This window comes from Rhodococcus sp. MTM3W5.2 (assembly GCF_001984015.1).
Classification (GTDB): domain Bacteria; phylum Actinomycetota; class Actinomycetes; order Mycobacteriales; family Mycobacteriaceae; genus Rhodococcus_G; species Rhodococcus_G oryzae.
Genome location: NZ_CP019572.1, coordinates 3,284,789 through 3,299,354 on the forward strand (window position 1 = coordinate 3,284,789; position 14,566 = coordinate 3,299,354).

At 69.0% G+C, this 14,566-nt stretch carries 12 protein-coding genes and 2 pseudogenes; all 14 read right to left on the minus strand.

All coding sequences use genetic code 11. The annotated features are described in order from the left end of the window. The 14 genes and pseudogenes from BTZ20_RS14945 to murG all read right to left on the minus strand — a co-directional run bounded on the left by BTZ20_RS14945 (position 1) and on the right by murG (position 14,471). Positions 1 to 489 (minus strand): hypothetical protein, encoded by a 489-nt coding sequence (locus BTZ20_RS14945; protein ID WP_077041919.1) that lies wholly within the window; start codon positions 487 to 489, stop codon positions 1 to 3. 136 nt (positions 490 to 625) lie between these two features. Continuing rightward, a pseudogene (locus BTZ20_RS14950) lies at positions 626 to 1,974 on the minus strand (DNA polymerase IV). Positions 1,975 to 1,987: 13 nt separating this feature from the next. Further along, on the minus strand, positions 1,988 to 2,317 hold the full coding sequence (locus BTZ20_RS14955) for a TfoX/Sxy family protein (RefSeq protein WP_077041920.1): 330 nt from the start codon (positions 2,315 to 2,317) through the stop codon (positions 1,988 to 1,990). A 49-nt stretch (positions 2,318 to 2,366) separates the two neighbouring features. Next, positions 2,367 to 5,570, minus strand: a complete 3,204-nt coding sequence (gene ileS, locus BTZ20_RS14960) for an isoleucine--tRNA ligase (protein WP_077041921.1) — start codon at positions 5,568 to 5,570, stop codon at positions 2,367 to 2,369. A gap of 238 nt (positions 5,571 to 5,808) precedes the next feature. Continuing rightward, the gene (locus tag BTZ20_RS14965; RefSeq protein ID WP_077041922.1) at positions 5,809 to 6,057 is read right to left on the minus strand and encodes a hypothetical protein; all 249 of its coding nucleotides are present in this window, start codon (positions 6,055 to 6,057) and stop codon (positions 5,809 to 5,811) included. A gap of 16 nt (positions 6,058 to 6,073) precedes the next feature. Continuing rightward, entirely contained in the window at positions 6,074 to 6,904 is an 831-nt protein-coding gene (locus tag BTZ20_RS14970) for a DivIVA domain-containing protein (RefSeq protein WP_077041923.1), read from the minus strand. Between the two features lie 145 nt (positions 6,905 to 7,049). Further along, positions 7,050 to 7,337 carry a YggT family protein gene (locus BTZ20_RS14975; RefSeq protein WP_027502266.1) on the minus strand — a complete coding sequence of 96 codons (288 nt, stop codon included), beginning with the start codon at positions 7,335 to 7,337 and terminating at the stop codon, positions 7,050 to 7,052. A gap of 105 nt (positions 7,338 to 7,442) precedes the next feature. Further along, a pseudogene (locus tag BTZ20_RS14980) lies at positions 7,443 to 8,059 on the minus strand (cell division protein SepF). Positions 8,060 to 8,103: 44 nt separating this feature from the next. Continuing rightward, positions 8,104 to 8,850 carry a YggS family pyridoxal phosphate-dependent enzyme gene (locus tag BTZ20_RS14985; protein WP_077041924.1) on the minus strand — a complete coding sequence of 249 codons (747 nt, stop codon included), beginning with the start codon at positions 8,848 to 8,850 and terminating at the stop codon, positions 8,104 to 8,106. After that, positions 8,843 to 9,571, minus strand: a complete 729-nt coding sequence (gene pgeF / locus BTZ20_RS14990) for a peptidoglycan editing factor PgeF (RefSeq protein ID WP_077041925.1) — start codon at positions 9,569 to 9,571, stop codon at positions 8,843 to 8,845. The genes BTZ20_RS14985 and pgeF overlap by 8 nt, the downstream gene beginning before the upstream one ends. Next, positions 9,568 to 10,806, minus strand: coding sequence for a cell division protein FtsZ (gene ftsZ / locus BTZ20_RS14995; protein ID WP_077041926.1), 1,239 nt, complete (start codon positions 10,804 to 10,806; stop codon positions 9,568 to 9,570). Before ftsZ ends, pgeF begins: the two co-directional genes overlap by 4 nt. 233 nt (positions 10,807 to 11,039) lie before the next feature. After that, positions 11,040 to 11,678, minus strand: coding sequence for an FtsQ-type POTRA domain-containing protein (locus BTZ20_RS15000; protein ID WP_077043733.1), 639 nt, complete (start codon positions 11,676 to 11,678; stop codon positions 11,040 to 11,042). A gap of 212 nt (positions 11,679 to 11,890) precedes the next feature. Continuing rightward, positions 11,891 to 13,321 carry a UDP-N-acetylmuramate--L-alanine ligase gene (murC, locus tag BTZ20_RS15005; RefSeq protein ID WP_223263351.1) on the minus strand — a complete coding sequence of 477 codons (1,431 nt, stop codon included), beginning with the start codon at positions 13,319 to 13,321 and terminating at the stop codon, positions 11,891 to 11,893. Between the two features lie 46 nt (positions 13,322 to 13,367). Next, positions 13,368 to 14,471: an undecaprenyldiphospho-muramoylpentapeptide beta-N-acetylglucosaminyltransferase gene (murG, locus tag BTZ20_RS15010; protein WP_411269152.1), complete on the minus strand. Its 1,104-nt coding sequence runs from the start codon at positions 14,469 to 14,471 to the stop codon at positions 13,368 to 13,370. Positions 14,472 to 14,566: the final 95 nt, after the last annotated feature.

Genomic DNA, 14,566 nt, shown 5'->3' on the forward strand with positions numbered 1-14,566 from the left:
TCAGACGCAGGCAGGCGAGGTGAGGTTCGCCAGCTTGACGATGTTGCAGGCGTACTCCTTCGACAGCTTCCACTGGCCGTTCTCGACCACGAAGCCGGCGGTGCCGGCGCTGACCTGGCCGCCGATGTCCATGTTGACGGTGGCGGTGAGGGTGCCGTCGCCGTTGTCGAGGATCGGGTCAACGACGGTGACGGTGGCGTTGGACTGCTTGGCGGCCGCGGCCACGGCGTCGAACAGGCCCGGGTCCGACTCGCCGTCCTGGACGAGGGTGACCTTCTCGGCGGCCGGGGTGGCCGGGTCGAGGCCCTTGACCAGCATCGCGTTCAGCTCGACCGCGGAGGGCGCGGCCGGGTAGTCGATGCCGGTGGTGGCAGTGGTGGTGGCCGCGGCCTTCGTGGAGGGCGCCGGATCCGACTCACTGTCACCACAGGCGGCGAGCGAGAGGGCGGCCGCCACTGCGACACCGGCGATGAGGGTCTTGCGGAGCATCAATGCTTTTCCTTTTCTCGGGTGAACATGTTCTCGGTGCTCGTTGGTGCTCAGAGCGATTCAGGGGTTGCGTCCACTATGGCATCCACCGAAGTCTGTCTGTGACAGTAGTGAACACCATAAAATAAGGTGATCCTTAATGAAGGCTCGCCTCGGGGTCCGCGCGGGCAAGTCCGACGTCGTCTTCGCCAAAGGTACGCGCGAGGCCCGGCCCGGTCGAGCGGGTCTCGAAACGGACCGTGACCACGCCATGTCCGCAGCCCTGCACCCATCCGTGACCGAACTCACGGTGCGCGACGTCCTGACCGGGGCGCCAGCGAGCCGCGTCCGCGACCACAGGGACAATCGGCACAGGTGCCGCCTCCGGCCGCTCCTCTTCTGTGATGAGCATCACATCACCCTGGTCCAGGTCGGGGAACAACGAGCCCTGCCGAACGGAGGTGAGTCCCCGAGTGAGACCCCGACCAGTCGTACCGGGCCCAGCTCGAGCGGATCGATCACCTGCCGCTGCGCGGTGGCCACCAGGGTCTGCAGGTCAGCCGTCGCGTAGGGCAGGGTGGCCGACCGGGTGACGATGCTCATGTCGGACTTCTTCAGCTTCAACACCACGGTCCTGGCCGCGCGGCCGTCGCCGAGCAGCCGGGCGTGCGCGGCCGCGCCGGTGCGTTCCACCGCCGCACGCAGCTGGTCAAGGGTCATCAGGTCTGCGGCGAAGGTGGTCTCGGCGCTCACCTGCTTCGCGTCGGCACGCTCGGCCACCGGGCGGTCGTCGATCCCCTGCGCCAGTCGATGCAGGCTCGGCCCCAGCGTGGCGCCGAGCACCGAGACGATCTCGGTCGACGAGGTGGCGGCCAGCCCGCCGATGGTCTCGATCCCGAGCCTGCGCAGCTTCTCGTCCGCGACCGGGCCGATCCCCCACAGCTTCCGGACGGGCAGCGCCTCGAACAGCCCGCGCTGCTCGGCGGGGGTCACCACCCGGACCCCGTCCGGTTTCGCGAGCCCGGAGGCGATCTTCGCGATCTGTTTGCCCGACCCGGCGCCGATCGACGCCACCAGCCCGGTCCGATCCCGGATCAGCGCGCGCAACTCCTCCGCGAACACCCGTACCGCTTCTGCGTCGGCCCCGGCCAGCTCCTGCGGCTCGCCGAACGCCTCGTCCATGGAGATCATCTCGAGCACCGGCATCCGGGTGCGCAGGGCGTCGAAGACCGTCTTGCTGAGCATCGAGTAGAGGCCGCCGCGCGGCGGCAGCACCACCGCGCCCGCGCCGACCATGCGCCTGGCCTGATGCATCGGCATCGCCGACCGCGCCCCGTAGGCGCGCGCCTCGTAGCTGGCACCAGCGACCACCCCGCGACCGCCCAGCCCGCCGACGAGCACCGGCCGCCCACGCAGCGTCGGCCGGGTGAGCTGCTCGACGGAGGCGAAGAACGCGTCCATGTCGAGGTGCAGCACCCAGCGGCGCGAGTTGGTCGGCCCGGTCATCGGGGTGCGAGCGTCATCGCGATCGGGGCTTCTTCTTTCTCGGCTGCGGCAGCGCATCGGCGGTGCGCTGGATGAACTCGTGCAGCCAGTCGGTGTCGGCCAGTCGCTCCTGCGGGATCGCCAGGTAGTCCTTCGCACCCGGATAGGGCGGGGCCAATGTCACCGCACCGAGGTACTCGTCCGCCACCTCGCTCGGTTTGACGAAGACGGTGTCGTCACAGATCAGCGCGACGATCTTCTCGTCGCAGTACAACCCGTACTCGCCGAACATCGCGCGGGCGCGCACGTCCAGGGGCTCCAGCTGCCCCAGGACGTGCGCGACCGTCTCCTTGCCTGTTGTCACGATGCAAGCCTCATGGCAGCAACCTACGCCGCCACACCGACAGTTCCTGTCAGGCCTTGGTGATCACGACCCGGGCGCCCTCGCCCAGGTCGACGGCCCCTGGACCGCTGGCCTCGCCGAGCTCGAAGCTGGTTGCGAGGATCTCCCCCGCGATCAGCTCACGGTGCCTGGCGGCCCAGTCGAGCCGGTCCTCGGGCACCTGCAACGTGACGATGATCCGGTCCGAGACCTCCAGGCCCGCCGCGCGGCGGGCGTCCTGCAGCTCGCGGATGCGGTCCTTCGCCCATCCCTCGGCCTCCAGTTCCTCGGTGACCGCCGAATCGAGGACCACCAGGCCCGCGTTCTCCGGCAGGGCAGCGGTGGACTCGGGCTCGGCGGCGACCAGTCGCTGGGTGTACTCGGACGGGAGCAGCGCGATGCCGGCGGCCGTCACGACACCGTCCACCTCGGACCAGTCCCCGGCCTTGACCGCCTTGATCACCGTCTGCACGTCCTTGCCGAGACGGGGGCCTGCAGCCCGCGCATTGACGACGAGCTCGAACTTGCCGTGGACGTCCACGTCCTCGGTCAGGTCGACCTTCTTGACGTTGACCTCGTCGGCGATGATGCCGAGGAACGGACGCAGCCGCTCCGCGTCCGCCGCCGCGACGGTCACCTCGGGCAGCGGCAACCGCACCCGCAGGTTCTGTGCCTTGCGCAGGCCGAGCACGGTCGAGCAGACCGAGCGGACCTCGTCCATCGCGCTGACCAGCTCCGGATCGGACGGCAGGTCGGTTGCCTCCGGCCAGTCGGTCAGGTGCACCGAACGTCCGCCGGTGAGGCCGCGCCAGATGACCTCGGTGACCAACGGCAGCAGCGGCGCCGCGAGCCGGGTCACGACCTCGAGCACGGTGTGCAGGGTGTCGATGGCATCGCGGTCCTCGTCCCAGAACCGCGTCCTGGAGCGGCGCACGTACCAGTTGGTCAGCGCGTCGCAGAAGGTCCGCAGCTCGTCGCAGGCACCGGCGATGTCGTTGACCTCGAGCGCCTCGGTGATCGCGTCCCTGGTGCCCGACAGCTTGGCGAGGATGTACTTGTCGAGCACGTTCGGCGAATCGGTGCGCCACTGTCCTGGCTTGCCCGCGTACAGCTGCAGGAAGCTCCACGCGTTCCACAGCGGCATCAGGGCCTGCCGGGAGCCCTCGCGGATGCCCTGCTCGGTGACGACCAGGTTGCCGCCGCGCAGGATCGGCGAGGACATCAGGAACCACCGCATGGCGTCCGAGCCGTCCCGGTCGAACACCTCGTTGACGTCGGGGTAGTTGCCCTTGGACTTGCTCATCTTCAGGCCGTCGTCGCCGAGCACGATGCCGTGGGCGGCGACGGTCTTGAACGCCGGCCGATCGAAGAGCGCGGTCGCCAGCACGTGCAGCGTGTAGAACCAGCCGCGGGTCTGGCCGTTGTACTCGACGATGAAGTCGCCCGGGTTGTGGCCTTCCACGACGGCGGTGCCGTCAGTCGATTCAGTGGTGCCGCCGTCGAACCAGTCCTTGTTCTCGAACGGGTAGTGCACCTGCGCGTACGGCATCGAGCCGGACTCGAACCAGCAGTCCAGCACCTCCGGGACGCGGCGCATCATCGACTTGCCGGTCGGGTCGTCCGGGTTCGGCCGGACCAGGTCGTCGATCATCGGCCGGTGCAGGTCGGTCGGCCGCACGCCGAAGTCGGCCTCCAGCTGGTCGAGCGAGCCGTACACGTCCGTCCGCGGGTACGCCGGATCGTCCGAGATCCAGACCGGGATCGGGCTGCCCCAGTAGCGGTTGCGGCTGATGTTCCAGTCGCGGGCGCCCTCGAGCCACTTGCCGAACTGCCCGTCGCGGATGTGCTCGGGCACCCAGGTGATCTCCTGGTTCAGCTCGACCATCCGGTCCCGGAACTTGGTCACGGCGACGAACCACGAGGGCACCGCCATGTAGATCAGGGGCTGGCCGCTGCGCCAGCTGTGCGGGTACGAGTGCTCGATCGTCTCGTGCCGCAGCAGCTTGCCCGCCGCCTTGAGGTCCTTGGCGATGACCGGGTTGGCGTCGAACACCTGCAGGCCCTCGTACGGCGGCACCATCGAGGTGAACTTGCCGCCCGCGTCGAGCGGTTGCACGATCTCGATGCCGTTGGCCGTCGCGCAGTCCATGTCCTCCTCACCGAAAGCCGGTGCAAGGTGGACGATTCCGGTGCCGGAGTCAGTGGTGACGTACTCGGCGGCGAGCGTGCGGTGCGCGTTGGCGTGACCCTTGTCGGGACCGTGGAAGAAGTCGAACGGCGGCTCGTAGGACAGACCGACCAGCTCGGCACCCTTGTGCTCGGAGAGCACGGCCGGCTCCTCGCCGAGTTCGCGGGCGTAGTGGGACACCCGGTCCTTGGCGAGCACGTAACGCTTGCCGTCCTTGCCCTCGACCTGGACGTAGTCGATCTCGGGATGCACGGCGATCGCCAGGTTGGACGGCAGCGTCCACGGCGTGGTGGTCCAGATCAGGGCGTTCGCGCCATCGAGCGGCGAACCGGGCGCGACGAGCGGCATGTCGACCGTGACCGCCGGGTCCTGACGCATCTTGTACGCGTCGTCGAGCTTGGTCTCCTGGTTCGACAGCGGGGTCTGCTCGTACCAGCTGTAGGGCAGCACCCGGAAGCCCTGGTAGATCAGGCCCTTGTCGTGGAGCTCCTTGAACGCCCACATGACGGACTCCATGAAGTCCAGGTCGAGGGTCTTGTAGTCGTTGTCGAAGTCGACCCAGCGCGCCTGGCGGGTGACGTATTCACGCCACTCGTCGGTGTAGCGCAGCACCGAGGACTTGCAGGCCGCGTTGAACTCGGCGAGGCCCATCGTCTCGATCTCGGACTTGTCCTTGATGCCGAGCTGCTTCTCGGCCTCGAGCTCGGCGGGCAGCCCATGGCAGTCCCAGCCGAACCGGCGCTCGACCTTCTTGCCGCGCATCGTCTGGAAGCGCGGGATGAGGTCCTTGACGTACCCGGTGAGCAGGTGACCGTAGTGCGGCAGGCCGTTGGCGAACGGCGGGCCGTCGTAGAAGACGAACTCGGGCGCATCGGCCCGGTTGGCGATGGAGGCGCGGAACGTGTCGTCCGAGGCCCACTCGGCGAGCACCCGCTGCTCGAGCTCGGGGAAACGCACGTTCGTGTTGGCCTTGCCGCCGCCGAGATCAACTCGCGGATAGCCGGCGCCCGTCTGATCGGATCCGTTGCCGGTCGAGTTGTTCGTCAACTCAGTACTCCCTCGTGCCGTGTCTGGCACGGGGACGACGGCAGCGCCTCTGCGCTGCGACCGCGGTACCACCCCGCTTGCCCGGACGCGGCGCCGCCGCTGCCCGAACCTCTCGTGCTGGGCTGTGACGGGCCCACCCGTTCGGTTCTACTGAGCGACCCGTCCATCTCGAACGCGTGCCGTTCTTCCGAAGGCTCCCCGGTGATGGCCGGATCAACGCCACATACTGACTGCGATTCTAGTCGCCGGCGTCAAATCGCCTGTCCGACGACTCCCGGCTCGCGTCGGCCCGCCCGCCCGATGGCGGGGCACCTGGTTCGGCCGCGTCCGGTGCGGTGTTGCCGCGCAGTGAACTCACCAGCAGCAACACCGCACCGACCACGCAGACCACGATGCATCCCCACGCCCAGACGACCGATCCGGTCATCAGGGCGATCACCAGCAGCGCGAACCCAACCGCTGCCATTACGAGCGTCAGGACCAGCACGACGGGCGCTAGCGGGCTAGTTGTTGCCCTTGGCGAACGTCTGGCTCAGTCCCGGCTTGGCAGCCTCGCCACCGAACGCCTCCTGGCCGCCGTCCACGGGGACCGCGGAACCGCGCTGCTCGAGCTCCTCGAGCTGCGACTCCAGGTAGGACTTCAGGCGCACCCGGTACTCGCGCTCGAACGTCTTGAGCTGCTCGATCCGGCCCTCCAGCACGCTGCGCTGCTGGTTGATGGTGGCCATGATCTCGGTGTGCTTGCGCTCGGCGTCGGCCTGGAGCGCGTCCGCCTTCTCCTTGGCCTGACGCAGCTGCGTCTCGGAACGCGTCTGGGCGTCGGAGAGCAGGGCCTCGGACTTCTGCCTTGCATCGGAGATCATCGCCTCGGAGCGGGTCCGCGCGTCGCTGACCAGCTGCTCGGAGTTGGTCCTTGCCGTGGTGACCAGCTGCTCCGACTCGGTCTTCGCATCGCCGGTCAGGCGGTCCGCCATCTCCTGCGCGAGGCCAAGGATCTTCGCGGCCTGCAGGTTTGCCTCTTCGGTGTTGCCAGGGCGGGCGACGGGAGCGGCGGGCGCGGGGGCCGCGACCGGGGCGACCGGCTTGGGCGGCTCGACAACCCGAACGGGCTCCGGCGCGGCACCTGCCGGCCGAGGAGCCTTCTTCGCATCCGCGAGCTCCTGATCGAGCTCACCCACGCGCTGGCGGAGATCCGCGTTCTCCTCGATCAGTCGCGAGAGCTCCTGTTCGACGAGGTCGAGAAACGCATCTACCTCGTCTTCGTTGTAGCCCCGCTTGCCGATAGGCGGCTTGCTGAACGCGACATTGTGCACATCAGCTGGTGTCAGCGGCATGGAAGGATCCCTTCACGCGTCTGTTGGCGGTCGAGCAAGCATTCAGTTATAGCGCATACAGCGGGAAACCAAGCAATCCCACTGTAACTGGCGTCCATTCTGTCACACCAGACCCGTAGGTCGCGCCACGACTCAACCATCGACATCACGCGGCCAGTCCTTGAACGACCGACATCAAGATGAAGACGATGAACAGCAAGACCATGATTGATAGGTCCAACCGAACCCCGCCGAGATTTATCGACGGAATTAGCCGCCGGAGCAGCTTGATCGGTGGATCTGTGACCGTAAATATCGCTTCGAGAATGACAACCACAATGCCGGTGGGTCGCCAATCGCGAGCAAATGTCCGGATGAACTCGACGATGATCCGTCCGATGAGTAACAACCAAAAGACGAAGAGCAGGAAGTAGATCACCGCGAACAAGGGCACTCCATCACTTTGCCTGACTCGGCCGGACCAATCAAAACGAGATAGGTCCGCACCGGCCTCAGGACATCCGGCCGGACCAGCCTACTTCTGGCCCGCCCAGACCGCCTATTTCTGGTTGTAGAAGCCGGTTTCGGCGATCCGACGCCGCTCCTCGGCGGAGACATCGATATCGGCAGGTGAGAGGAGAAACACTTTTGTGGCCACCTTGTCGAAGGAGCCGCGGAGCGCGAACGCCAGGCCGGCCGCGAAGTCGACGAGCCGCTTGGCGTCGGCGTTGCTCATCTCCACCAGGTCCATGATGACCGGGGTGCCGTCGCGGAAGCGCTCGCCGATGATGCGGGCCTCACCGTAGTCACGGGGGCGGAGCGTGGTGATCTTGGACAGCGGTCCGCCCTCGTCGAATATGGGCGCGCGTCGGCTCTCGACGCGCGGCTGGGTGTCGACCGCGAGCGCGCCGCGGGTCGCGGGCGGGCGGGCACCGACGGGAGCACCGGGACGGCTGCTGCGCGCGGGCAGCGGCTCCATCCGCCGGGGCGCGACCGGGCGGTCGAGCTCGTCGAGCTCGTCGCGAGTCACGTAACCGGCATCGTCGTACTCACGGTCCAGTTCACCCTCGTAACGTCCACCGCGGGGTGCGCGACGCGGCTCCTCGAGGTAATCGTCTTCGTAATCCTCGAGGGGACCATGCCGAAGTAAGCCTTGAACTTGTGCAGAGTGCTCATCGTCGACCTTCCTTGGCGCGGCGGACAATCGGGCGGTGCGCCGATCAGTTCGAGGCTATCGGCCGGGAACCCAACAGTGCGGTTCCGACACGCACGCAGGTGGAACCGTACCGTACGGCGACCTCCAGGTCCCCGGTCATCCCCGCCGACAATGCCGTCGCCGCAGGATGGCTGCGCTGCAGCTCTGTGTGCGCGGCCTGGAGCGCCGCAAACGCCCGCTCCGGATCGGCCCCCAACGGAGGAACCGCCATCAGCCCCGAAAGCTCAAGCCCGGCCGCCGATTCGGTGCGGTCGGCGAGCTCGGGCAGCTCGTCGAGCGGTACGCCACCACGGAGCGGGTCGCCGTCCAGACTGACCTGGAGCAGCACCCGCAGCGGCTGGTCCCTGCCGCCCTCCCCCAACGCGACGGTCGCGGCCTTCGCGAGGGCGTCGACCAGCCTCGGGCTGTCCACGGAGTGAATTGCGTACGCCCACTGTGCGATAGAGCGGGCCTTGTTCCGCTGCACGCTGCCGATCATGTGCCACCGGACATCGCCGATGCCGGCTGCGTCGAGCTCACCGAGCTCGGCGACCTTGGACGAGGCCTCCTGCTCACGCGACTCACCGAACTCGCGACAGCCCAGCCCGAACAGGATCGCGACATCGGAGGCAGGGAAGAACTTGGTCACCGGCAGCAACTGGACGTCGTCCGGGTCGCGGCCTGCATCCAGGCAGGCCCGCGACAGCCGCTCGCCGACACTGGTGAGTGCGGACGCGATCTCGGCTGCACGCGGCGACGGTGCGTCATTCACCTGGCGTCGACTCCATCCAGATCACACCAGCCAACCGCCCTGTCGGCGCGCCCCGACGGTGACTGAACAGGGTGCGGTCCTCAATCGTGCAGCGCGGATCCTCCGCCACCCCGGACACGCCCGCCTGCAGCAGCTGCCGGCGCAGTCCCGCCCGCAGGTCGATCCCAGGGGTGCCGCGCACCGTCGTGGTCGCGCTGCCCGGCAGGTGCTTCTCGACGTCCGCACGCATCGCCGCGGGCACCTCGTACTGACGGCCGCTCGCCGCGGGTCCGAGAAAGGCACCGATCCGTTCGACCGCCGCGCCCTTCGCCACCATCGCGTCCAGCACCCGAGGCACGATCCCGATTCGGGCACCGACCCGGCCCGCGTGCACCGCGGCGATCACCCCGGCCGTGTCGTCCGCGAGCAGCAGCGGCACGCAGTCCGCGGACAGCGTCACCAAAGCCAGATCGGGCACGTCCGTGACCAGCGCGTCGGTCGCCTCGACGACACCCTTGACAGGCCCGTCCACGACGGTGACGTTCCGGCTGTGGATCTGCTCCATCCAGACCAACCGCTCGAACGGCAATCCGATGCCGTCCGCGAGCCTGCGACGGTTCGCGGCCACCGCGGCCGGGTCGTCGCCGACGTGGTCGCCGAGATTGAAGGAGTCATACGGGGGCGCCGAGACGCCCCCGGTTCGAGAGGTGACTACCCGACGAACCCGGAAGCCGCCCGTCACCGACGCATGAAGTCGGGCACGTCCACGTCGTCGACGTCGTCATCGGTGACGGGCACGGTTCGACTCGGTGCGCTCACGGGGACCGGCGGCAGACCGGAACCGGTGTTCTCACGACCGTCGCGACGCTCGCGTCCGTCGCGTCCGTTCGGCGCGGGAGTGGGATCGGGGGCCTGGTGCTGCGGGGGCCGACCGATTTCACCGGCGCGGCCGGCTCCGATCGCTCCGTTACCCGCAGCCGCCGAAGCCGTCGCAGCGGCGGCGGCCGGCTCGACCGGGCGACGCGTCGGCGTGCCGCCGTCGAAGCCCGCCGCGATGACCGTCACCCGGACCTCGTCGCCGAGCGAATCGTCGATGACCGTGCCGAAGATGATGTTCGCATCGATGTGGGCGGCTTCCTGCACCAGCGAGGCCGCCTCGTTGATCTCGAAAAGACCCAGGTCCGAGCCGCCCGCGATGGACAGCAGCACGCCGCGCGCACCCTCCATCGAGGCCTCGAGGAGCGGCGAGTTGATCGCCGACTCGGCGGCCTTGATCGCCCGGCCCTCGCCGCGCGAGGATCCGATGCCCATCAGCGCGCTGCCCGCTCCGGACATCACGCCCTTGACGTCCGCGAAGTCCACGTTGATCAGGCCGGGGGTGGTGATCAGGTCGGTGATGCCCTGGACTCCGTTGAGGAGGACCTCGTCGGCGCTGCGGAACGCGTCCATCAGGCTCACGGCGGCGTCGCCGAGCTGGAGCAGCCTGTCGTTGGGGATCACGATCAGCGTGTCGCAGGACTCCCGCAGGGCCTGGATCCCGTTGTCCGCCTGGCCACCGCGCCGCTTGCCCTCGAACGAGAACGGCCGGGTGACAACACCGACGGTCAGCGCGCCCAGCTTGCGGGCGATGCTCGCCACGACCGGTGCGCCACCGGTACCGGTGCCACCGCCCTCGCCTGCGGTCACGAAGACCATGTCCGCGCCCTTGAGGACCTCTTCGATCTCGTCCTTGTGATCCTCGGCGGCCTTGCGGCCCACCTCGGGGTCGGCGCCTGCGCCGAGACCGCGGGTGAGTTCTCGGCCGACATCCAACTTGACGTCGGCGTCGCTCATCAGCAGCGCCTGCGCGTCGGTGTTGACGGCGATGAACTCGACTCCCTTGAGTCCCTGCTCGATCATGCGGTTGACCGCATTTACGCCGCCGCCGCCGATGCCGACGACCTTGATAACGGCGAGGTAGTTGTGCGGGGGCGTCATGGGCTCTCGCCTTCCGTGTGTGTGAACGCGCTCGGGGTGATGCTCGTATAACTGAAATTACGTCGTGCTGGTGGGGCGGATGTTGCTGGTGATGCGGTACTTCTTGGATAAACCCTAAACCTCAACCATAGGCTTAGAGTTATGTCAAGTAGCTGACTGAAACGAAACGCTATGCACGACAGGTCCGATCCGCCAGCAGGCGCGCCGACGGGCGACACGATTTGTCGTCGCGCTCATTTGACGGTGACCAGATCGGGACTGGAGATGTCGTACACCTTGCCGGGCTGGCCGAGCAGCGGCAGCGCGATGGCGGACTTGCGTTCGGTGTTCTCGACGCTCCCCCACACCAGCTGCCGCCCGTCGAGCAGGGTGACCCGGATATCGGAGATGGAGCCTGCGGCGATCTCCCCGACCTGGGCCCGCAGCGGCGGCGGCATCGAGGTGAGCACCTTGAGCGCGTCGACCGTGACCGGATCCTCCAGACCGGGCTTCTCGACCTTCAGGCGCGGCACCCCCGGCGGCGGCGGTTCGATCGCGTAGGCGACCGCGCCCGCGTCCATCAGGTGGGTGCCCTCAGGGGCGTCGTAGAAGACGGCGGGCGCCCGCTCGACGACCGTGACCCGCACCGTGGACGGGTAGCGGCGTTCGACCCGCGCATGATCGACCTTGGGAATCGAGGCCACCCTCCTGGCGGCCGCGTCGACGTCGACCTGCAGCAGCGGCTTCCCGGCCGGGATGGCAAGGGTCGTCAGCACCTCGTCGCTGGGGACTCCGACGTTGCCGACCACCGAGACCTTGCGCACCGAGAGCACCGGGGTGAACCAGGCCGCCGCGACGAGGCCGACAAGCGCGATCACCGACAACGCGATGATCAACGGCCGCTTCCGATTACGCGGACGGCTGCCCCCTCGAGGCTTTCTGGCGGCTCGCCTGCTCTCCCTGCGGTCTCGCTTGCTCGCCTTGCGGTCTCGCTTGCTCCCCTTGCGCTCGGGGCGTGCAGCTCGCGCCTCGGGCCCGGCGGGGCCTGCGGCGCGATCCTCGCCTCCCGCAGCGGGGCGCGCGGCGCGACCCGGGCTGTCCGTCGTCACCGCGGTCGGCCCGCGGCGGGTGTGGCCCCGAGGGCGCCGAGGATCTCCTTGCCGAGCATCGTCACGTCGCCCGCTCCCATCGTGATCACGATGTCGCCGGACCGCGCGAGCGCGGCGATCTGGCGGGGGGCGAGCGAGAGATCCGGCTGATAGTGCACCGGCTTGCTGACCGCCTGCGCGACCAGCGCGCCACTGACGCCGGGCAGGGGCTCCTCCCGCGCGCCGTACACGTCGAGCACAACCACCTCGTCCGCGAGGTCGAGCGCGGCACCGAACTCCTCGGCGAACGCCAGCGTTCGCGAGTACAGGTGCGGCTGGAAGACCACGATCACCCGCCCGTTCGCCGATTCCGAGCCCGGCCGGACCAATTCGCGGGCCGCCCCGAGCACGACGCGGACCTCGGTGGGGTGATGGGCGTAGTCGTCGAACACCCGCACGCCGTTCTCGCGGCCGGTGGACTGGAACCGCCGATGCACGCCGCCGAACCCGGCGATGCCCTCGATGACCTCCTCCACCGTCGCACCCACCTCGCGGGCCGCGAGGATCGCGCCCATCGCGTTGAGCGCCATGTGCCGACCCGGCACCGCCAATCGCAGTGTGCGCACGCCTTTTTCGCCGGAGAGTTCGAACTCTGCGATGCCCCCGATGTCGCGGGCCTGCCAGCTCACCAGGCGGGCGCCGAGCTCGATACCCTCCACGGAGACGTCACCGCTGCCGTAGCCGAGGACCCGGATGCCGGGCAGGCCACGTGCCACCACCCGCTGCGCCAGCGCCGCCGAGCCCGGATCGTCGAGACACACCACGAGCAGGCCCCCAGGGGCGATCCGCTCCGCGAAATCGTCGAAGACCTGGACGTAGGCCTCGGTGGTCCCGAAATAGTCGAGGTGATCGGCCTCGACATTCGTCACGATGACCACGTCGGGGTCGTACTGCAGCAGCGAGCCGTCGCTCTCGTCGGCCTCCGCCACGAAGACGTCACCGGTTCCGTGGTGGGCATTGGTACCCGCCTCGTTGAGCTCGCCGCCGACCGCGAACGACGGGTCGACACCGCAGTGCTGCAGCGCGACCACGAGCATGGACGTGGTGGAGGTCTTGCCGTGCGTTCCAGCTACCAGCAACGTGCGGTTGCCCTGCATCAGCGAGGCGAGCACCGCCGGGCGAAGGATCACCGGGATGCCGCGCTCGCGCGCCGCCACCAGCTCCGGGTTGTCCTTCGGAATGGCCGCGTGCGTCGTCACCACGACCGTCGGGCCACCGGGCAGCAGGTCGAGCGCGCCCGCGTCGTGCCCGATCCGGACCTGGGCACCGCGCGCTCGCAGCGCGAGCACCCCGCGGCTCTCCTTGGCATCCGAGCCGGACACCTGACCGCCCCTGGCCAGCAGGATCCGGGCGATACCGGACATGCCTGCGCCGCCGATGCCGACCATGTGGACTCGTTGCAACTCGGGGGCAACTGCGCCCCGCGCACCTCGGTCATCGACCGCCCTCCGACCTCTCCGACTGCTTGGACACCCAGAGTCCCTTCGCCACGTCGAGCACGATCCGGGCCACCGCATCCGCCGCATCCCGGTGCCCGGCATCGGCGGCGGACCTGCCCATCTCGCTCAGCCGGGCGGCGTCGCCCAGCAACGGCACCACCGTATCCGCCACGAACCGCGGCGTGAGGTCCGCGTCGGCGACGATCATGCCACCCCCCGCCCGCACCAGCGGCTTGGCGTTGAGCTCCTGCTCGCCGTTGCCGTGCGGCAGCGGCACGTAGACCGCGGGCATGCCGACCGCGGAGACCTCCGCGACGGTCATCGCCCCGGAGCGGCAGATCGCGGCGTCGGCGGCCGCGTAGGCCAGATCCATCCTGGACAGATACGGCACCGCCACGTATGGCGCGGCCGGGTTCAGCTGGGCCACCTCGAGCGTGTTCTTCGGGCCGTGCGCGTGCAGCACCGAGATCCCGGCCGCCGCCAGCGCCTCGGCGGCACCGGAGACGGCCTCGTTCAGCGAGCGCGCACCCTGGGATCCACCGAACACCAGCAGTACCGGCCCGTCCGCGGGCAGACCGAAATGCGCCCGGGCCTCGGCGCGCAGCGCGGCGCGGTCGAGCCCGGTGATCGAGGCGCGGACGGGGATCCCCACGACCTCCGCGTCCGAGGCGCCTCGCGCGGCGACTCCCGAACCCGGCACGGCGGCGAGCACGCGGGCCGCGACCCTGGCACCGATCTTGTTCGCGATACCGGCGCTGGCGTTGGCCTCGTGCACGACGACCGGGACCCGTCGACGACGGCGGGTGAGCCCCTTGCCTGCCGCCAGGTACGCGGGCAGTGCGACGTAGCCACCGAACCCGACGATCACGTCGGCGTTCGTCTCCTCGAGGACCTCGCGGGTGCGCCGCACCGAGCGGACGACCCGGCCCGGCAGCCGCAGCAGATCCTTGGACGGCTTACGCGGCAGCGGCACCGGCGGGATCAGTTCGAGGCGGTAGCCACGCTCGGGAACCAGGGTCGTCTCGAGCCCACGCTCGGTGCCGAGCGCGGTGACCGTCACGGAGGGATCGAGCCTGCGCAGCGCGTCGGCAACCGCCATCGCGGGTTCGATGTGTCCGGCAGTACCCCCGCCTGCGACGACGACGGACGGACCGGTTGAGGCGCGCGACGCGACCGGGGCAGTCTCTGAAGTGC